The organism is Rhizobium sp. TRM96647 (assembly GCF_025780115.1).
Classification (GTDB): domain Bacteria; phylum Pseudomonadota; class Alphaproteobacteria; order Rhizobiales; family Rhizobiaceae; genus Mycoplana.
In genome coordinates, this window is the sequence record NZ_JAOXHF010000001.1 from 631,425 (window position 1) to 650,214 (window position 18,790).

Annotated in this window: 17 protein-coding genes; 8 read left to right on the top strand and 9 right to left on the bottom strand. The window is 66.7% G+C overall.

All coding sequences use genetic code 11. The features are described 5' to 3' along the window. Positions 1-30: 30 nt before the first annotated feature. Genes hisH through hisB form a run of 3 tightly spaced genes read right to left on the bottom strand, consistent with a single transcriptional unit; the run spans position 31 to position 1,774 of the window. Positions 31-681: an imidazole glycerol phosphate synthase subunit HisH gene (gene hisH / locus OCK02_RS02850; protein ID WP_263811710.1), complete on the bottom strand. Its 651-nt coding sequence runs from the start codon at positions 679-681 to the stop codon at positions 31-33. A 3-nt stretch (positions 682-684) separates the two neighbouring features. After that, positions 685-1,155, bottom strand: coding sequence for a DUF2628 domain-containing protein (locus tag OCK02_RS02855; protein ID WP_263811711.1), 471 nt, complete (start codon positions 1,153-1,155; stop codon positions 685-687). Between the two features lie 25 nt (positions 1,156-1,180). Further along, positions 1,181-1,774 (bottom strand): imidazoleglycerol-phosphate dehydratase HisB, encoded by a 594-nt coding sequence (gene hisB, locus OCK02_RS02860; RefSeq protein ID WP_263811712.1) that lies wholly within the window; start codon positions 1,772-1,774, stop codon positions 1,181-1,183. A 211-nt stretch (positions 1,775-1,985) separates the two neighbouring features. Here hisB and hslV point away from each other — a divergent pair, with 211 nt between their 5' ends. The 7 genes from hslV (at position 1,986) to OCK02_RS02895 (ending at position 11,478) form a co-directional block, all read left to right on the top strand. Beyond that, entirely contained in the window at positions 1,986-2,543 is a 558-nt protein-coding gene (gene hslV, locus OCK02_RS02865; protein WP_263811713.1) for an ATP-dependent protease subunit HslV, read from the top strand. Beyond that, on the top strand, positions 2,533-3,075 hold the full coding sequence (locus OCK02_RS02870) for a GNAT family N-acetyltransferase (RefSeq protein WP_263811714.1): 543 nt from the start codon (positions 2,533-2,535) through the stop codon (positions 3,073-3,075). Before hslV ends, OCK02_RS02870 begins: the two co-directional genes overlap by 11 nt. Further along, positions 3,072-4,379 (top strand): ATP-dependent protease ATPase subunit HslU, encoded by a 1,308-nt coding sequence (hslU, locus tag OCK02_RS02875; RefSeq protein WP_230806508.1) that lies wholly within the window; start codon positions 3,072-3,074, stop codon positions 4,377-4,379. Before OCK02_RS02870 ends, hslU begins: the two co-directional genes overlap by 4 nt. Positions 4,380-4,596: 217 nt before the next feature. Next, positions 4,597-5,547 (top strand): DUF1402 family protein, encoded by a 951-nt coding sequence (locus OCK02_RS02880; protein ID WP_412178743.1) that lies wholly within the window; start codon positions 4,597-4,599, stop codon positions 5,545-5,547. A 71-nt stretch (positions 5,548-5,618) separates the two neighbouring features. Next, positions 5,619-7,034, top strand: coding sequence for a cytochrome P450 (locus tag OCK02_RS02885; RefSeq protein WP_263811715.1), 1,416 nt, complete (start codon positions 5,619-5,621; stop codon positions 7,032-7,034). A 139-nt stretch (positions 7,035-7,173) separates the two neighbouring features. Continuing rightward, entirely contained in the window at positions 7,174-9,180 is a 2,007-nt protein-coding gene (locus tag OCK02_RS02890) for a hydantoinase/oxoprolinase family protein (RefSeq protein ID WP_263811716.1), read from the top strand. A 126-nt stretch (positions 9,181-9,306) separates the two neighbouring features. After that, complete coding sequence (locus OCK02_RS02895) at positions 9,307-11,478, top strand: malate synthase G (protein ID WP_263811717.1); 2,172 nt, start codon at positions 9,307-9,309, stop codon at positions 11,476-11,478. 80 nt (positions 11,479-11,558) lie between these two features. Here the strand turns inward: OCK02_RS02895 and OCK02_RS02900 are convergent, their stop codons facing one another. Continuing rightward, complete coding sequence (locus tag OCK02_RS02900) at positions 11,559-12,227, bottom strand: L,D-transpeptidase (RefSeq protein ID WP_230806512.1); 669 nt, start codon at positions 12,225-12,227, stop codon at positions 11,559-11,561. Between the two features lie 238 nt (positions 12,228-12,465). Between OCK02_RS02900 and OCK02_RS02905 the strand changes: the two genes are divergently transcribed. Then, positions 12,466-12,987, top strand: coding sequence for an MmcB family DNA repair protein (locus tag OCK02_RS02905; RefSeq protein WP_263811718.1), 522 nt, complete (start codon positions 12,466-12,468; stop codon positions 12,985-12,987). Between the two features lie 13 nt (positions 12,988-13,000). Here the strand turns inward: OCK02_RS02905 and OCK02_RS02910 are convergent, their stop codons facing one another. The 5 genes from OCK02_RS02910 to OCK02_RS02930 form a co-directional block, all read right to left on the bottom strand. Beyond that, positions 13,001-13,588 (bottom strand): ActR/PrrA/RegA family redox response regulator transcription factor, encoded by a 588-nt coding sequence (locus tag OCK02_RS02910; RefSeq protein WP_263811719.1) that lies wholly within the window; start codon positions 13,586-13,588, stop codon positions 13,001-13,003. 71 nt (positions 13,589-13,659) lie between these two features. Beyond that, the gene (locus OCK02_RS02915) at positions 13,660-14,961 is read right to left on the bottom strand and encodes an ActS/PrrB/RegB family redox-sensitive histidine kinase (RefSeq protein WP_263811720.1); all 1,302 of its coding nucleotides are present in this window, start codon (positions 14,959-14,961) and stop codon (positions 13,660-13,662) included. A 61-nt stretch (positions 14,962-15,022) separates the two neighbouring features. Continuing rightward, a complete protein-coding gene (gene hrpB, locus OCK02_RS02920; RefSeq protein WP_263811721.1) occupies positions 15,023-17,515 on the bottom strand; it encodes an ATP-dependent helicase HrpB in 2,493 nt (830 codons plus the stop codon). Between the two features lie 6 nt (positions 17,516-17,521). Continuing rightward, on the bottom strand, positions 17,522-18,463 hold the full coding sequence (locus OCK02_RS02925; RefSeq protein WP_263811722.1) for an ornithine cyclodeaminase family protein: 942 nt from the start codon (positions 18,461-18,463) through the stop codon (positions 17,522-17,524). Positions 18,464-18,595: 132 nt separating this feature from the next. Next, positions 18,596-18,790: hypothetical protein (locus OCK02_RS02930; RefSeq protein WP_263811723.1), on the bottom strand; the 195-nt coding region annotated here is incomplete at its 5' end.

Here is an 18,790-nt window from a genome sequence, read left to right on the forward strand (position 1 = left end):
ATCTGTCGTCCGTTCGATCGGCGCGGGCTCTCAAGGCTTCCAGCGCAGGAAATTGGTAATGAGCGCCAGGCCGAGCGCCTGGCTCTTTTCCGGATGGAACTGTGCGCCCGCCTTGTTGTCACGGGCGACGAAGGCGGTCATCGGCCCGCCATAGTCGACGGTCGCGACAACGTCGTCCGGATCGGCCGCCTGCAGATGGTAGGAATGGACGAAGTAGGCGTGCAGGCCGTCGTCACCCGTCGCAATGCCGGAAAACAGCGGATGCCCGGAGCGCAGTGTCAGCGTGTTCCAGCCGATCTGCGGGATCTTCAGTGCCGGATCGTCGGGCTCCATCAGCACGACGTCGCCGGGAATCCAGTCGAGCCCCTGGGTGATCGTCTTCTCCAGCCCGCGCGAGGACATCAGCTGCATGCCGACGCAGATGCCGAGGAAGGGGCGGCCGCCGAGTTCGACGGCTTCGCGCAGCGCTTCGGTCATGCCGCTGGCGGCGTCGAGTCCCCGCCGGCAGTCGGCATAGGCACCCACTCCGGGAAGCACGACCCGGTCGGCCGAGGCGACGCGCTCGGGCCGGTCGGTCAGGTCGATCTCGGCCTCGATGCCGGCCTCGCGCGCCGCCCGCTCGAAGGCCTTGGTGGCGGAACGCAGGTTGCCCGAACCGTAATCGATGATGGCCACGCGCATCAGTCAGTCTCCATCATAGCCGAGAAGGCCGAGCGCGGGTGGGCGCGTGGCCTTGGTCGAGGTATCGGACGCCGGCAGGACCGCAGCCGCCGTCTTGTCCGGCATTTCCTGTGCTCCGAAGTAGATCAGCTCCGCCGTCTCCAGGTCCGGTGCGGTCACCACGGAGCGCAGCGTCCAGTCGCGCGCCTCGCGGGCACGCACGAGCGCCTGCGGACCCTCAAGCGCCGTCAGAACCGAGATCGACAGCGACAGCACCCAGCCGGCTACGCCAAGCGCCGGCGAGGCCGACAGCGCCGTCGCAGCAAACTGCGCGATAAGGGCGAGGATGCCCCAGAACCAGAGCCGATGGACCAGGAGCCAGATGGCCGGAAAGAAGAACGCGGTCCAGCGGAAGCCGTCGCGGATGAAAGCCGCCTTCTCGGCCGCTGCTGGTTCACCGGGCGGTGTCAGGATCAGATAGCTCGCGGTGGTCAACGGAATTGTCCTGCCGGTCTGCCGGTCAGGCCAGCGAACCCTTCGTCGAAGGGATGCGGCCTTGCTGGCGGGGATCGATTTCGGTTGCCGTGCGCAGCACCCGGGCGACGGATTTGAAGCAGGTTTCGGCGATATGATGGTTGTTGGCGCCGTAGATGTTCTGGATATGCAGGGTGATGCCGGCATTCTGCGCCAGCGCCTGGAAGAACTCCCGCACCAGTTCGGTGTCGAAGGTGCCGATCTTCGGTGCGGAGAAGGCAACGTTCCAGACGAGGAAGGGCCGGCCGGAGACGTCGACCGCAGCCCGCGTCATCGTCTCGTCCATGGCGAGGTCGAGCGAGGCGTAGCGGGTGATGCCGCGCCGGTCGCCGAGCGCCTTGGCGATCGCCTGGCCGATCGCGATCCCGGTGTCCTCGACGGCATGGTGGTCGTCGACGTGCAGGTCGCCCTTCGTCTCGATCTCCATGTCGATCAGGGAATGACGCGACAACTGATCCAGCATGTGGTCGAAGAAGCCGACGCCGGTCGAGATCTTCGAGGTGCCCGTGCCGTCGATGTCGACCGTCACAGACACGGCCGTTTCGTTGGTCTTGCGGGAGATGCTGGCTTTGCGGCTCATGGGACGTGTGGATCCTGGATCGACGGCGATGGTCTTCGCCGTCCCATATCAGGCGAAAGGGCAAAAAGCCAGCATTGCGACATCGACGCGCCGGCGCTCCCGCCGCCGATTGCAATCGTCGTTTCACCGCCTACATAGGGATCGATAGAGCCGGCCCATTTCGGGCGGCGCGCGCCCGGCTTCGGCGGGCGCGAGATCTTCGGGTGTATCTATGAGTGAACACGATCCCTACGGAACGATGCACGCCACGACCATCATCACGGTCCGCAAGGACGGAAAGGTGGTCATGGCGGGCGATGGCCAGGTGAGCCTGGGCCAGACGGTGATGAAGGGCAATGCGCGCAAGGTGCGCAGGCTCGGCAAGGGCGATGTGATCGCCGGCTTCGCGGGTGCGACGGCAGACGCCTTCACCCTGCTCGAACGGCTCGAGGAGAAGCTCGAGCAATATCCCGACCAGTTGATGCGCGCGGCCGTCGAGCTTGCCAAGGACTGGCGCACCAACAAGTACCTGCGCAATCTCGAGGCGATGATGCTGGTCGCCGACAGGAACATCACGCTCGCGATTACCGGCAACGGCGACGTACTGGAGCCCGAGCACGGCACGCTCGCGATCGGCTCGGGCGGCAACTACGCCTTTGCCGCTGCCCGCGCGCTGATGGACAGCGACAAGTCGGCCGAGGAGATTGCTCGCCGCGCCATGCAGATCGCCGGCGACATCTGCGTCTATACCAACCACTCGATCGTGGTGGAGACGCTGGATGCCGATTGACCCCGCCCGGATCAGCTTTTCCCCCGTGGGGGAGACGCATTACTCGCTGCTTCTCGCATGGCTGAACGAGCCGCACATACGGGAGTGGTGGGGCGATCCGGAAGAGGAGTTCGGCTTCATCCGCGACATGGTGGAGGGCAGGGACACGACCCGCCCCTTCCTCATCGAGCTCGACGGGGAGCCGGTCGGCTACATTCAGTACTGGTTTTTGGGCCATCACCAGAATGAGGACTGGACGAAGGACAATCCCTGGTTGCTGGAGCTGCCGCAGGAGGCCGTCGGCGTCGATCTTTCGATCGGCCACGCCGACAGGCTTTCCGCCGGCATCGGTTCCGCAGCGCTTGCCGCCTTCGTCGCCGATCTTCATGGCCTTGGCCACGAGACCATCATCATCGACCCCGATCCCGCCAATGTCCGGGCGGTTCGTGCCTATGCCAAGGCCGGTTTCCGGCCCGTGCCCGAGCTCGAAGGCCGCACCGGCAATGACGTGCTGATCATGCAATTCGACCCGAAAGCGAACGAGATATCATGAGCAACTTTTCCCCCAGAGAGATCGTCTCGGAACTGGACCGCTACATCATCGGCCAGAAGGACGCCAAGCGCGCCGTCGCGATCGCGCTGCGCAATCGCTGGCGCCGCCAGCAGCTCGGCGACGACCTGCGCGACGAGGTCATGCCGAAGAACATCCTGATGATCGGCCCGACCGGCGTCGGCAAGACGGAGATTTCCCGCCGTCTGGCCAAGCTTGCCGGCGCGCCCTTCGTCAAGGTCGAGGCGACCAAGTTCACGGAGGTCGGCTATGTCGGCCGTGACGTCGAGCAGATCGTCCGCGACCTCGTCGAGGTCGGCATTTCGCTGGTGCGCGAGAAGAAGCGCGCCGAAGTCGTCGCCAAGGCGCACATGAACGCCGAGGAGCGCGTGCTCGACGCCCTGGTCGGCGCCACCGCCTCGCCGGCGACGCGCGACAGCTTCCGCAAGAAGCTGCGCAACAACGAGCTGGACGACAAGGAGATCGAGGTCGACGTCGCCGACACCGGATCCGGCATGCCCGGCTTCGAGATCCCCGGCATGCCGGGCGCCAATGTCGGCGTGCTGAACCTGTCGGAAATGTTCGGCAAGGCGTTGGGCGGCCGCACGAAGAAGGTCAAGACGACGGTCAAGGATTCCTACAAGGTGCTGATTGAGGACGAGTCCGACAAGCTGATCGACAATGAGCAGATCCAGCGCGAGGCCGTCCGCTCGGTCGAGAACGACGGCATCGTCTTCCTCGACGAGATCGACAAGATCGCCACGCGCGAGGGCGGCATCGGTGCCGGCGTATCGCGCGAGGGCGTGCAGCGCGACCTGCTGCCGCTGGTCGAGGGCACGACGGTGGCGACGAAGTACGGGCCGGTCAAGACGGATCATGTCCTGTTCATCGCCTCGGGCGCATTCCATGTCGCCAAGCCGTCGGACCTCCTGCCCGAGCTTCAGGGCCGCCTGCCGATCCGCGTCGAGCTTCGCGCGCTGACGAAGGAGGATTTCCGCCGGATCCTCACCGAGACGGAGGCGAGCCTGATCCGGCAATACAAGGCGCTGATGGAGACCGAGCAGGTCTCGCTCGAGTTCACCGAAGACGCGATCGATGCCCTCGCCGACGTGGCCGTCCAGCTGAACGCCAATGTCGAGAACATCGGTGCACGGCGCCTGCAGACGGTGATGGAGCGGGTGCTCGACGAGATCTCCTTCGAGGCGCCGGACAAGGCCGGCAACCAGGTGACGATCGATGCCGAGTATGTGCGCAAGCACGTCGGCGCGCTGGCGTCGAACACCGACCTGTCCCGCTACATCCTGTAGCGGCCGCCGGCGGCCCGGGCCACCGGTACCGCGATTTTGATCGCGATCACCTCGACACGCGCTGCGCTTCGATCTAGAACCGCGGCGCGTTTTCGCGTTCAGGCACGGCATCATTCCGACACGATTGGGCTGCATGGGGTGCCGCGAAACCGCTTCGTGGCTGGGCTGACACTCGGGGCATGCCGACACCAATTCCGAACTTCGGGGAAACCGCATCGTGCGACATCTGCTGACAATGCTTGCCATTGCCACCACCCTGCTTGCGGGCGGCGCTGCCGCCGCCGGGGCCATGGACGTCGTACCGCCCGGCAATCGCCATGCCGAGCAGCCCTCCGTGCCGGGCGCCTCCGTCCGCCGCACCAAGGCCGGCAAGACGAGCTTCGACGCCAAGTACGAGAAGGTGCGCGACCTGCTCGCGACCGACCGTGAACTGACCGGCAAGCTCAAGTCCATCGCCTCCCAGTACGGCATTGCGCCGATCCACATGGTCGGCGCCATCGTCGGCGAGCATACCTACAACGTCGACGCCTACGACCGGCTGCAGAGCTACTACATCAAGGCAGCCTCCTATGCCGGCGATCGCTTCCGCTTCGCCTACGAGAGCCAGAGCATCGACGACTTCGTCGACCGCCCGGAATTCTCCACCTGCAAGGCAAGGAAGGGATCCTATGCCCTCTGGTCTTGCCGGGAAGCGGTGTGGGAGAGGACGTTCAGGGGCAAGGCCGTCGGCGGCGTCTCCTATCCGAACAACCGCTTCAGCGCGGTGTTCTTCCAGCCCTTCTATGCCGGGCAGACCTTTGGCCTCGGCCAGATCAATCCGCTGACGGCGCTGATGCTGACCGACACCGTCGCGCGTGTTTCAGGCTACGAACGGCTGGACGAGAACGATGCGGCCGGCGTCTACAAGGCGATCATGGATCCGGATATCTCGCTGGCCTACATGGCGGCGTCGCTCCGCCATTCCATCGACGCCTACAGGAAGATCGCCGGCGTCGACATTTCCGGTAACCCCGGCATCACCGCCACGCTCTACAATGTCGGAAACCCCGACGCGCGGGCCGCGGATTTCGCCCGCCGCCGTGCGGACGGCACATCCGAGTGGCCGGAGGAGAACTACTACGGCTGGCTCGTCAACGACAAGCTGGCGGAACTTCAGGGGCTGCTCTAGACTTTCCTCGTCGTTGCCCTGGTGGTCGGCGCGGACTTGGCCACGAGCCGCAAGATGCGCGAGGTAGATCCATGGACATGCGTCCAGAGCCCTTCGAGCCCCCTGCACCGCAGCCGCGGACGGTGCCGCCGTCGCGTCTGGAGATCATCCGCACGATCCTGCGCAATCCGCTCGAGCTGTGGGGCGAGCCGTCCTACACGCTTCCCTGGATCGAGACGCGCTTCTTCCGTGAGCACACGTTGATCGTCAACGACCCGGGCCTGATCCGGCACGTGCTGGTCGACAACGCACAGAATTACCGGATGGCCGACGTGCGCCAGCTCGTGCTGCGGCCGATCCTGCGCGACGGATTGCTGACCGCCGAGGGCGCCGTCTGGAAGCGCTCCCGCAAGGCCGTCGCCCCGATCTTCACGCCGCGCCATGCCAGGGGGTTTGCCGGCCAGATGCTCCGGCAATCCGAGCTCTATGCGCGCAAGTACGAGACCGCCGGCGATGGCGGAGCCGTCTTCGACATCGCCAACGACATGACCGAACTGACCTTTGTGATCCTCGCCGACACCCTCTTTTCCGGCGAGATCGTCTCGTCGTCCGGCAATTTCGCCGACGACGTCAATGCCCTGCTCCATCGCATGGGCCGCGTCGATCCGTTCGACCTGCTGAAGGCGCCGCCCTGGGTGCCGCGGCTGACCCGCATCGGCGGCCAGAAGGTGCTCGACAAGTTTCGCGCCATCGTCCGCAACACCATGGACCTGCGGCTGTCGCGCATGTTGGCCGAGCCGGACGCGGTGCCGGGGGATTTTCTGACGCTGCTCCTTCAGCAGGCGGGGCCGGACGGGCTGACGAACGAGGAGATCGAGGACAATATCCTCACCTTCATCGGCGCCGGCCACGAGACCACCGCCCGCGCGCTCGCCTGGACGCTCTATTGTGTCGCCAACACGCCTCATGCCCGCGAGGCGATGGAAGAGGAAATCGACCGCGTTCTCGCAAGCGGTGCCGAGCCGGTCGAATGGCTGGAGCGGATGCCCTGGACCCGGGCCGCCTTCGAGGAGGCGTTGCGGCTCTATCCGCCGGCTCCCTCGATCAACCGGGCGGCGATCGCTTCGGACCGCTGGACCAGTCCGGCAGGCGAGGTGGTCGAGATACCGCAGGGGATCACCGTGCTGATCATGCCCTGGACGCTGCATCGCCACGCACTCTACTGGGACAGGCCCCGCGCCTTCATTCCCGAGCGCTTCCTGCCGGAAAACCGGGATCGGATCGACCGTTTCCAGTTCCTGCCTTTCGGGGCGGGGCCGCGCATCTGCATCGGCGCCACCTTCGCCCTGCAGGAGGCGGTGATCGCGCTGGCGGTCCTGATGCACCGTTTCCGCTTCGAGATGACGGCCGAGACGCGCCCCTGGCCGGTGCAGCGCCTGACCACGCAGCCGGCAAACGGGCTGCCGATGCGGGTAACGTCACGGTCGACCGTTTCGCCCGGCCGCTGACCGTCCGTCCATGGCCGGCGCGGTCGGATGCCGGGTCGCAAAATCGATACCGGTCCGCACTCTTTTGCGCTAGATGCAAGGGACGATCGACCATTCTGCCGGGCCTGCCCTGCGGAGCGCAGCTATCCGGAAGGACCACGTGGCGGACCATCTGTTACTCGGCATCGACACCGGCGGAACCTATACTGATGCCGTTCTCTTCAGTGAGGAGAGTGGCGTCGTGGCAAAGGCGAAGGCGCTGACGACGCGGCATGACCTCGCCGTCGGCATTTCCGGCGCCGTCGAGGCAGTGTTGGATCAGGCGAAGGCGCAGGTCTCGGCCATCAGTCTCGTGTCGCTGTCGACGACGCTTGCCACCAACGCGCTTGTCGAGGGACAGGGCGGCCGCGCCGGGCTGGTCATGATCGGTTTCGGGCCTGAGGACCTGAAGCGCGACGGCCTCGCCGAAGCACTTGGGGGTGACCCCGTTCTCTTCCTGCCCGGCGGACACAACGTGCACGGCCACGAGACCCCGCTCGACATGACGGCGCTGGACGCAGCCCTGCCGGAACTGGCGCAAAGCGTTACCTCCTTTGCGGTCGCCGGCTATTTTGCCGTGCGCAACCCGGCGCATGAGCAGCGTGTGCGGGACCGCATCCGCGAGATCTCCCACCTTCCGGTCACCTGCAGCCACGAGCTCTCCTCGAAGCTCGGCGGGCCGCGCCGGGCGCTGACGACGCTCCTGAATGCCAGGCTGGTATCGATGATCGACCGGCTGATCGGTGCCTGCGAGGGCTACCTGCAACAGCGCGGGATCCATGTGCCGATGATGGTCGTCCGCGGCGACGGCGCCCTGATTTCCGCCGCCGAAGCGCGGCTGCGACCGATCGAGACCATCCTGTCGGGGCCTGCCGCCAGCCTCGTCGGTGCGCGCCACCTGACCGGGCTGGAGGATGCCGTCGTCTCCGACATCGGCGGCACGACCACCGACGTCGCCGTGCTGGATCAGGGTCGGCCCCGCCTGGACGCGGAGGGGGCCATCGTCGGCGGCTACCGGACGATGGTCGAGGCCGTTGCCATGCGCACCTACGGGCTCGGTGGCGATTCCGAGATCCGCATCAACGATCGCGGCCTCACTGCCCGGCTGGATCTCGGTCCCCGGCGCTTCCTGCCGTTGAGCCTTGCGGCGGAGCTCCATGGAGACGTGATCCATGCCGTGCTGGAACGGCAGTTGCGGGCACAGCACGGAGGGCGTCATGATGGCCGTTTCGCCGTCCGCACCGGCGTTCCGGGGCATCTGGCAAGCGGGCTTCAGCCGCAGGAGGCGGCACTCTACGAGCGGATCGGCGACGTGCCGGTCGCGCTCGACCAGTTGCTGGCGAGCACGCCGCAGAAAGCGACGCTCGATCGCCTCGTCGGCCGCGGGCTCGTGCACATCAGTGCGATCACGCCCTCCGATGCGATGCATGTGCTCGGCCGGCAGGGGCAGTGGGATCGGGAAGCGGCACGGCTCGGCCTGGCGCTCGCCGCCCGCGCCCGGGACGGTTCCGGCCGGCCCATCGCCCAATCGGCCGAGAACCTGGCGTGCCTGATCGTCGATCGGCTGACGCGGCAGTCCTGCGACGTCATCATGGCCGCCTGCCTGGCGGAGGACGGCACCGGTGTCATCGATCCGGCCGAATCGCTTCCCGTCGATCGTGCGCTGCGCCGTGCGAACGGCATCGTGCAGTTCCGCATCAGCCTCGACCGGCCGCTGGTCGGCCTCGGCGCCTCGGCGCCGGTCTACTATCCGGCCATCGCCGGTATGCTCGACACGCAGTCCGCCATCCCCCAGGACGCCGACGTGGCGAATGCGGTGGGTGCCGTCGTCGGGCAGGTGCGCGCCAGCGTCACCGTCTTCGTGACCACGCCGGAGGAGGGCGTCTTCATCGTCGGTGGCGCCGGCGAGAGCGTGCGCCTGGTCGACGAGGAGGCGGCGTTCTCGCTGGCCCGCGAACGTGCGATCGCCGCCGCGCTTCATGCCGCCCGCCTGAGCGGCGCCGACGAACCGGCCGTCACTGTCGCGGAAATCGTCGACGCACCGGAGATCGAGGGCTCGCGCAAGCTGGTCGAAGGCCGTTTTACCGCCACCGCTTCGGGTCGCCCACGAATAGCAAACGATCAATAGCCTGCGATTTAATCCAGTATGGAATAAATTCTTTGAACTATTGCTGAATTGACTATGAATGAAAGGTCGGGAAAGTGGCAGCATCCACGGGTTCCACGACCCGCCCTGCATTTTCCGGAGCGTCCGATGAGCTACAGCGAGAAATACGGCCTTTCCTTCGACAGCGAACTGCTGGAATTCCTGGAGAAGGAGGCGCTTCCGGGCACGGACATCGATCCGGCTGCCTACTTCCAGGCCTTCTCAGCCCTGATCGCGGACCTGGTGCCGGAAAACCGTGCGCTGCTTGAAAAGCGTGACCGGATGCAGGAGAAGATCGACGCCTGGTACAAGGCCCATGGCGCGCCGTCCGACCTCGGCGCCTACGAGGCCTTCCTTCGCCAGATCGGCTACATCGTCCCGGAAGGCACCGACTTCGCCGTGACCACGGCGAACGTGGATCCGGAGATCTCACAGGTCGCCGGGCCACAGCTCGTCGTCCCCGTCATGAACGCCCGCTATGCGCTGAACGCGGCGAACGCCCGTTGGGGCTCGCTCTACGACGCGCTCTACGGCACCGACGCGATTTCCGAGGACGACGGCGCGACCCGCGGCAAGGACTACAATCCGAAGCGCGGCGAGAAGGTCATCGCCTGGGTGCGCTCCTTCCTCGACGGCAGCGTTCCGCTCGCCGGGGCAAGCTGGACCGAGGCCCGGGCGTTTTCGGTCAAGGCCGGGGCGCTGCAGGTGACGCTGCTGGACGGCGAGGTCGTGGGCCTGAAGGCGCCGGAAAAGTTCGCCGGCTATCTCGGCGAGGCCAACGCACCCACCCAGTTCCTGCTCGTCAACAACGGTCTTCACATCGAGATCCTGGTCGATGCGACCACGGCGATCGGAAAGGCCGATCCTGCCCATATCTCGGACGTCTGGCTGGAGGCGGCGCTGACGACGATCATGGACTGCGAGGATTCGGTCGCGGCCGTCGACGCGGCCGACAAGGTCGTCGCCTATCGCAACTGGCTCGGCCTGATGAAGGGCGACCTCGCCGAGGAGGTCGCAAAGGGCGGCAGGACCTTCACCCGCAGGCTCAATCCGGACCTCGACTACAACGGGCCTGATGGCTCGACCTTCACCCTCGCCTGCCGGTCGCTGATGCTGGTGCGCAACGTCGGTCATCTGATGACCAACCCGGCGATCCTCGATGGCGAGGGCCGCGAGGTGCCGGAAGGCATCATGGACGCCATGGTCACCGCACTGATCGCGCTGCACGACGTCGGCCGCAACGGCCGCCGCATGAACTCGCGCGCCGGTTCGATCTACATCGTCAAGCCGAAGATGCACGGGCCCGAGGAAGTTGCCTTCGCCGTGAAGATCTTCGCCCGCGTGGAAGAGGCGCTCGGCCTGGCGCCCAACACCATCAAGATGGGAATCATGGACGAGGAGCGGCGGACGACCGTCAATCTCAAGGAGGCGATCCGGGCCGCGAGAGAACGGGTCTTCTTCATCAATACCGGCTTCCTCGATCGCACCGGCGACGAGATCCACACCTCCATGGAAGCGGGTCCGATGATCCGCAAGGGCGACATGAAGCAGTCGCTATGGATCGGCGCATACGAGAATTCCAACGTCGACATCGGCCTTGAATGCGGCCTGCCGGGGCACGCCCAGATCGGCAAGGGCATGTGGGCCATGCCCGACATGATGGCGGCGATGCTGGAACAGAAGATCGGCCAGCCCAGGGCCGGCGCCAGCACCGCCTGGGTGCCGTCGCCGACGGCGGCGACGCTGCACGCCACCCACTATCACAAGGTCAATGTCGCATCGATGCAGGACGGGCTGAAGGACAGGCCGCGCGCCAAGCTCTCCGACATCCTGTCCGTGCCCGTCGCGTCCCGGCCGAACTGGACGCCGGAAGAGATCCAGCGCGAGCTCGACAATAATGCGCAGGGCATCCTCGGCTATGTCGTGCGCTGGGTCGACCAGGGTGTCGGCTGCTCGAAGGTGCCCGACATCAACGACGTCGGCCTGATGGAAGACCGCGCCACCTTGCGCATTTCGGCCCAGCACATGGCCAATTGGCTGCATCACGGCATCGTCACCGAGGCCCAGATCGTCGAGACGATGCGGCGCATGGCGGTGGTCGTCGACGGGCAGAACGCCGGCGATCCGGATTACACGCCGATGGCGCCGGATTTCGACGGCTCGATCGCCTTCCAGGCCGCCTGCGAGCTCGTGCTGGAGGGGCGCGCCCAGCCGAACGGCTATACCGAGCCGGTGCTGCATCGCCGCCGCCGCGAGCTCAAGGCCGCCCGCGGCCTCTGAGAGGCGAGATCGGGCAGGAACCAAAAAAAGCCGCCGGGATCGCCGGCGGCTTTCTTGTGTCGTTGGCGCGTTTTCGCCGGTTACTGCTGGACGACGACGCGGGCGCCCTTGCCCGGGCGGACCCGCGCGTAGAGGTCAATGATGTCCTGGTTCATCAGGCGGATGCAGCCCGAAGAGGCTGCGGTGCCGATGGAGCCCCATTCCGGCGTGCCGTGCAGGCGGAACAGCGTGTCCTGGCCCTTGTTGTTGAAGAGGTAGAGCGCGCGTGCACCGAGCGGGTTCGTCAGCCCGGGCTTCATGCCCTCCTTGACGTACTTGGCGATCTCCGGACGGCGGACGGCCATCTCTTCCGGCGGATGCCACATCGGCCATTCCTGCTTCCAGGCGACATAGGCCTCGCCTTCCCACGCAAAGCCCTGCTTGCCGACGCCGATCCCGTAGCGCACCGCCTTGCCGCCCGGCAGCACGAAATAGAGGAAGCGGGTCGGGGTGTTCACGACGATCGTGCCCGGCTTCTCGCTGGTCTTATAATCGACGATCTGTCGGTGATACTTCGGATCCACGCGCTGGATCGGGATGGCCGGCAGGGCGTAGCCGTGGTCTTCGACCGGGCCGTATCCGGAGGTGAAGATTTCGTTGGTCGCGACCTTCTCGCCGATGATCGGCGTGGATGACGGTACGGACGAACACCCGGCAAGCGTCACGGACGCTGCAAGGCCACAAAGGAGCAGGGCAGTGCGGAAGCGCATCTAAGTCTCTTCAATTATGGGGTGTGGCGTGGCGGTGTTCCCGCACGTCTGTGCAATCAAGGTTTATTTGTGATTCAGGAGCTTTTGCAAGTGCGCTGCCCGCTCTCCGCCGTTGTGCGAGAGCACAAAAGAGAGCGGATGGCTTTTTTGCAACATTCCCGTGACGTCAGGTGGTTGCGGCATTGTCCGGCAGGTTCTGCTAGGATGGCGCGACTGCTTTCGCCGAAGGTTTGAAAACATGACGCTCGTATCGCTTCACAAGGACAGTCCGCTGGTCGACGGGCGCCAGTCCGAGCGCGCCATGATGGTGCGCCGCGGCGTGCAGCGCCTGTTTGCCGATCTCAGCCATGCGGTCCTGGCGGAGATGACGCTTGCCAGTGGCCGGCGAGCCGATCTCATCAGTCTGGCCCCGAAGGGCGAGATCTGGATCGTCGAGATCAAGACATCGATCGAGGACTTTCGCGTCGACAGGAAATGGCCGGATTACCGGATGCATTGCGACCGGCTCTTCTTCGCCACCCACCGGGGTGTGCCGCTCGAGATCTTTCCCGAAGACTGCGGCCTGATCGTATCCGATGGCTACGGCGCCCATATCCTGCGCGAGGCACCGGAGCACAAGCTCGCCCCGCCGACGCGGAAGTCCGTCACCTTCGCCTTTGCGCGGATCGCCGCCGGCCGGTTGCTGCAGGCCGAGCTTCTGACTGACAAGGCGGCCGAGGGATCGGAAATGGCCGCGGTCGTGAACCGCGACCGCGATTGATCGCCCGTCCTGGCTACTTCGGCGCCCGCTTGGCGAGAATGCGCTGGAGGGTGCGGCGATGCATGTTCAGCCGGCGCGCCGTTTCCGACACGTTGCGATCGCACATCTCGTAGACGCGCTGGATGTGTTCCCAGCGCACCCTGTCGGCTGACATCGGATTTTCCGGAAGTTCCGCCTTCTCGCCGGGCTTCTGCGTCAGCGCCGAGAAGATCTCGTCGGCATCGGCCGGTTTCGCCAGGTAGTCGACCGCGCCGAGTTTCACCGCATTCACCGCCGTTGCGATATTGCCGTAGCCGGTCAGCATGATGATCCGCGTGTCGTCGCGGCGCTGGCGGATGGCGGCGATCACGTCTAGACCGCTGCCGTCGCTGAGCCGCAGGTCGACCACTGCATATTTCGGCGGCGTACCTTTCGCCTTGGCGATGCCCTCGGCCACGGACTCGGCCATCTCGACGTCGAAGCCGCGGGTCTCCATCGCGCGCGCCAGGCGCCGCAGGAAAGGGCCGTCGTCGTCGACGATGAGGAGCGAGCGGTCGGCGCCGATATAGTCGGCGTCTTCTGCGCCCGGCGCTGGTGGGAGAGTATCGATCTTGTCTGCCATCTTCGCAGTTCCGCGCTGATTTTGCTGCTTTTCCGTTGTTTCTTATGACGGGTTCGGCGCAAGGGGTAAAGTCATTTCGCCAGCTTGACATCCATCCGGTTGCGCGGCCACTCGACTTCTACCCGTGCGCCGGGGATGCCGTCCTGCCGGTTGCCGAAGGTGAGTTTGGCGCCGGAGCGCTCGAGCAGCGTCTTGGCGATGAAGAGGCCCAGCCCGAGCCCGCCGGCCCGCTCGTCGCGCTGTCGCTTGGTGACATAGGGCTCGCCGATCCGCAGCAGGATGTCCGGGGCATAGCCCTCGCCGTCGTCCTCGATCACCAGCCTGACCCGGTCCGGCGTGTGGCCCGCGGTCACGACCACTTCGTTTCGTGCGTGATCGACGGCATTCTCCAGGAGGTTGCCCAGCCCGTAGAGAATGCCGGCGTTGCGATGGCCGACGGGTTCCTCGGCGCGCGTGCCCTCTTCCACGAGTCGCAGCCGGATGCCGAATTCGCGATGCGGCGCCATCACCTCTTCGAGGAGCGAGGACAGCGGCAGGTGGCGCATGTGCTCCTCGTCGTCCGCCGACAGCGTGGTCAGTCGCCGCAGGATATCCCGGCAGCGCTCGCTCTGGCTTCGCAACAGGTGCACGTCCTCGCCGAAGCGCGGATCCTCGCCCAACTCGCGTTCCATCTCCTTCGCAACGACGCTGATCGTCGCGAGCGGCGTGCCGAGTTCGTGAGCCGCGGCGGCGGCGAGCCCGTCCAGCTGCGACAAGTGCTTTTCGCGTTGAAGCACGAGCTCGGTTGCCGCCAGCGCGTCGGAGAGTTCGGCCGCTTCCAGTGAGACGCGGTAGGAATAGAAGGCGGCGAAGGCGGTCGTCGACGCGATGGCGACCCAGAAGCCGGCCGTCAGGATCGGCGGAATGACGAGGAGGGTCCCCGGAAACCACGGCAGGGGAAACGGCGTGAAGGCCAACGCCGTGATCCCGGCCGCAGCCAGGATGCCGAGCGCCAGGCTATGGCGGATCGGCTGCGCCGAGGAAGAGATGATCACCGGAACGCAGACGAGCAGCGCAAAGGGGTTCGCAAGGCCGCCGGTCATGAAGAGCAGCGCCGTCAGCTGCGAGAGATCGAAGGCCAGCAGCGCCAGCGCGGAGCCGGGGGCCAACCGGTGCGCCGGCGAATAGCGCGCGGTGAGATAGAAGTTGACGACGGCAAGCAGGGCGATCAGCACCGAGCAGGCCAAGAGCGGAAGCGGAAAACCCAACCAGAAGGCAACGACGATCACCGTCACGGACTGGCCCGCCACCGCGAGCCATCTTAGCCGGATAAGGGTTTCCAGCCTCATGTGCTGGCGCTGGCTGTCGTCGGCACTGTCGTTGTAGATCGACATGGTCTTCCCTGCTTTTCATTCCTTCTGACGCTTCCGGACCGCGTCGGAAAGCCTCGGGGCATCATGTACCACGCGGCTTGGCCCGTGTCGTCGGCATCGCGCCGGCGGGATCCTCCGGCCAGGGGTGGCGCGGGTAGCGTCCCCGCATCTCCGCCCGCACGTCCTTCCAGGAACCGGCCCAGAATCCGGGAAGGTCGCGGGTCGTCTGGATCGGCCGGTGGGCCGGCGACAGCAGTTCGAGCAGGAGCGGCAGGCGCCCGCCCGCCACAGCGGGATGCTGGCGCAGGCCAAACAGTTCCTGCACGCGGATCGGCAAGGTCGGCTCGCTGCCGTCGTAGCGGATCGGATGCCGCTGCCCGGTCGGCGCCTCGAAATGGGTGGGCACGAGCCGCTCGAGATCGCGCTGGACGCCGTGTGGCACGAGCGCCATAAGTCCGTCCGAAAGGCTGGCCGGGGTGACGTCGTCGAGGCCGCGCGTCAGCTCCTGGAAGGGCGTGAACCATTCGTCGAGCCGCGCAAGCAGCGCCTCGTCGCCGGTGTCTGGCCAGGGTTCGCCGAGGCTCCGGTGAAGGAAGCCGATCCGCTCGCGCAACTGCCCGCCGGATTTGGAGAACGGCAGCGCCTGCAGCCCGAGCTGGCGAACCCCGTCGGCGAGCGCCCTTGCGGCTGCCGGCCCCGTCGGCCGTGGCAGCGGTGTCTCCTCGAACACGATGGCGCCGAGCCGCGTCACCTTCCTCGCCCGCACCTGGCGGCTTGCCGGGTCGAACACGCATTGTTCCTCGCGAACGAAGCTCGCTGCCATCTCGGCCTCGACGTCCGCGCGGCTGATCGTGGCGGCGGCGAGGATGCGCTGCCGCCCGGCCTGGCCGGTCAGGTCCGCGATCACCAGCATCGCGCTTGCCGCAAGCCCTTCGGTCTCGGCGAGCTCCGCGCCGCGGCCGTTGGCCATGACGAAGCGTCCGCGCCCGCCCCTTTGCAGCGCGATCCGGTCCGGGAAGGCATGCATCAGCAGCGCTCCCGGGTGGGCGGGAATGGCGGCGCCCCTTGCGCCGGCCGCTTCCGCGATGCGGGCTGCCAGCCGCCGGGAAGACTGGGCCCGCTCGCCCCGTTCGGCCTTGAAGCGCCGCAGGCGTTCCTCCAGGTCGAGCGAAGGTCCACCGAGCCCCTGTTCGGTCAGCAGCACGGCAAGCAGCGCCGCCTCCGTCGCCATGCCCTCGCCGGCCGCATGGATGACCATGGCGGCAAGCCGCGGCGGCAGGGAGAGGGCCCGCATCTTCCGGCCGATCGGCGTCAGGCCACCGCCGGCATCGATCGCGCCCAAAAGCCGCAGCAGGCCACGCGCCTCCTCCAGGCTCGCGACCGGCGGCTGGTCGATTAGCGGGAGGCTCGCCGGGTCGGTGACGCCCCATTGCGCGAGGTCCAGCACGAAGCCGGAGAGATCGCTGGCAAGGATCTGCGGCGGCGTGAAGGCCGGCAACGCTGCGGTCTGGCCGGCATGCCAGAGCCGGACGGCGATGCCGGGGCCGGTGCGCCCCGCCCGGCCGGCCCGCTGGTCAGCCGAAGCGCGCGACACGCGCACCGTCTCCAGCCGCGTGATCCCGGTTGCCGCCTCGAAGACGGGCAGCCGCTGCAGGCCGCTGTCGATGACGACACGCACCCCGTCGATGGTGATCGACGTCTCGGCGATCGAGGTCGCAAGCACGATCTTGCGCATGCCGTCCGGCGGCGGACGGATCGCCGCGTCCTGTTCCTGCTGCGTCAGGTTGCCGTAGAGCGGGACCAGCATCGTCTCCTCGCCGAAACGGCCCTCCAGCCGCTCCATCGTCCGGCGGATCTCCGCCTGCCCCGGCAGGAAGGCCAGGATCGATCCGCTCTCTGCCGCATGGGCGTCGCGGATCGCGCGCGCCATCGTCTCCTCGATCCGCTCGCCGGGCGGCCGGTCGGCATGCCGGAGCTCGATGGGAAAGCTGCGCCCGGCGCTCTCGATGACGGCGGCGCCGTCCATCAGCCGGGCGACCCGGTCGGTATCGAGGGTCGCCGACATGACAAGGATGCGCAGATCCTCCCGTAGCGCCGACTGTGCGTCGAGCGCCAGCGCCAGGCCGAGATCGGCGTCCAGCGAGCGCTCGTGGAACTCGTCGAACAGCACGGCGGCGATGCCGGAAAGCTCCGGATCGTCGATGATCATCCGGGCGAACACGCCTTCGGTCACGACCTCGATCCGGGTCCGCGCGGAAATTCGGCTTTCGAGCCGCATCCGGTAGCCGACGGTCTCGCCGACACGCTCGCCGAGAAGCTCCGCCATCCGCCCCGCGGCAGCCCGCGCCGCCAGCCGGCGCGGCTCGAGCAGGATGATGCGCCCATCGCCGCGCCAAGAGGCATCGAGCAGGTGCAGCGGTACGATGGTCGTCTTGCCGGCGCCGGGCGGGGCGGCGAGCACCGCCCGCGTGCCCGTGCTCAGCGCCTGCGACAACGCCGGCAGCACCACGCTGACCGGCAGTTGCGGCAGTACGGCAGGGGCGTGTGCGCGCCCGGGCCCGCCATCCTTCTGCATGGCCGGTCAGGCCCCGTGGTTGCGGCAGGCGAGGATTGCACCGGCGAGATCCTCGAGGGCTGCGCCCACCGACTTGAAGAGCGTGATCTCCTCCGGCGAGCGCCGGCCCGGATCCCGCCCGGTTACGAGTTCGGCGAGGTCGGCCCTGATCGCCTCCGGGCCGATGATGCCGGCCCTGATCGGCTGGACGAGATCGCCACCCTCGCTGAGCGCACCGTCGCGGGTATCGACGAACAGCGTCGCGCGTGTCACCGCCTCGTCGTCGGTTTCGCGCATGGAAGGCTTGAAGGCGCCGATCAGGTCCAGGTGCGTTCCGGGCCTGAGCCACGCCCCGCGCACGAGCGGCGTCTCGGAAAGCGTGCAGCAGGAGATGATGTCGGCCTCGCGCGCGGCCCATTCGAGGTCGGTGACGGCGCGGGCGTTGAAGCCCGCAGCACGCGCCTCGCCCGCGGCCGCCTCGGCTTTGGCCGCATCCCGCCCCCAGATGGCGATCTCCTCGATCGGTCGGACGGCCGAATGGGCGGCGACGAGGTTCAGCGACAGCCGGCCGGCCCCGATGACGAGAAGGCGCTTCGCATCCGCGCGCGCGAGATGGCGGGCGGCAAGGGCGGACGCGGCCGCCGTACGCCGGGCCGTGAGCTCGCCGCCGTCGATAATCGCAAGCAGCTCGCCGGTCTTGCCGGAGGAGAGCAGATAGCTGCCGAAGATGGCCGGCAGGCCGCGGCGCGTATTGCCCGGAAACACGGAGACGAGCTTGACCCCGATATAGGCGCCGGGCTGCCAGGCGGGCATCAGCAGCAGCGTCGCGTTCTCTTCCCCCGGCACGGCGACGTCGTGATGGTGGCGGATCGGCATGACGCAGTCGCCAGCGAACATCTCTGCAAGCGCGTCGATGAGGTCGGCAAAGGGCAGGGCGTCTCGGGTCTGTTGTTCTGTGAGGACGAGCATGGCGGTCTCCGAGTTCTCTGATCCGTGGCATGTCCTTAGCGCGCGCAAGGGAGCCGCGAAAGCGGCATTCGATCCTTTCGGGAGGGGGATAGCCTCGAGCCCCATGTCCGGCGCACGCTGAAGGTGAAGTTTTTACGACATTGCGAACTGCACCAATCTGAGGTGGTGAAAAAGCCGCCAGAAAGGCAGAAATTCGGAAATAGTAATGTAAAAACAAGTCGATATAAGAAATATCGCCTTTTCTGAAATCCCCTGTTGACTTGTTTTGTATGTGGTCTTAGAAACCGGCTCACCAACGAGGGCGGCGGCGCTGCTGGCGACCGACGA

What these genes read in the sequence shown, in the direction of transcription:
- hisH (WP_263811710.1), bottom strand. Translation starts at nt 681, where the DNA reads ATGCGCGTGGCCATCATCGATTACGGTTCGGGCAACCTGCGTTCCGCC.
- hisB (WP_263811712.1), bottom strand. Translation starts at nt 1,774, where the DNA reads ATGAGCCGCAAAGCCAGCATCTCCCGCAAGACCAACGAAACGGCCGTG.
- hslV (WP_263811713.1), top strand. Translation starts at nt 1,986, where the DNA reads ATGAGTGAACACGATCCCTACGGAACGATGCACGCCACGACCATCATC.
- OCK02_RS02870 (WP_263811714.1), top strand. Translation starts at nt 2,533, where the DNA reads ATGCCGATTGACCCCGCCCGGATCAGCTTTTCCCCCGTGGGGGAGACG.
- hslU (WP_230806508.1), top strand. Translation starts at nt 3,072, where the DNA reads ATGAGCAACTTTTCCCCCAGAGAGATCGTCTCGGAACTGGACCGCTAC.
- OCK02_RS02885 (WP_263811715.1), top strand. Translation starts at nt 5,619, where the DNA reads ATGGACATGCGTCCAGAGCCCTTCGAGCCCCCTGCACCGCAGCCGCGG.
- OCK02_RS02895 (WP_263811717.1), top strand. Translation starts at nt 9,307, where the DNA reads ATGAGCTACAGCGAGAAATACGGCCTTTCCTTCGACAGCGAACTGCTG.
- OCK02_RS02900 (WP_230806512.1), bottom strand. Translation starts at nt 12,227, where the DNA reads ATGCGCTTCCGCACTGCCCTGCTCCTTTGTGGCCTTGCAGCGTCCGTG.
- OCK02_RS02905 (WP_263811718.1), top strand. Translation starts at nt 12,466, where the DNA reads ATGACGCTCGTATCGCTTCACAAGGACAGTCCGCTGGTCGACGGGCGC.
- OCK02_RS02910 (WP_263811719.1), bottom strand. Translation starts at nt 13,588, where the DNA reads ATGGCAGACAAGATCGATACTCTCCCACCAGCGCCGGGCGCAGAAGAC.
- OCK02_RS02915 (WP_263811720.1), bottom strand. Translation starts at nt 14,961, where the DNA reads ATGTCGATCTACAACGACAGTGCCGACGACAGCCAGCGCCAGCACATG.
- hrpB (WP_263811721.1), bottom strand. Translation starts at nt 17,515, where the DNA reads ATGCAGAAGGATGGCGGGCCCGGGCGCGCACACGCCCCTGCCGTACTG.
- OCK02_RS02925 (WP_263811722.1), bottom strand. Translation starts at nt 18,463, where the DNA reads ATGCTCGTCCTCACAGAACAACAGACCCGAGACGCCCTGCCCTTTGCC.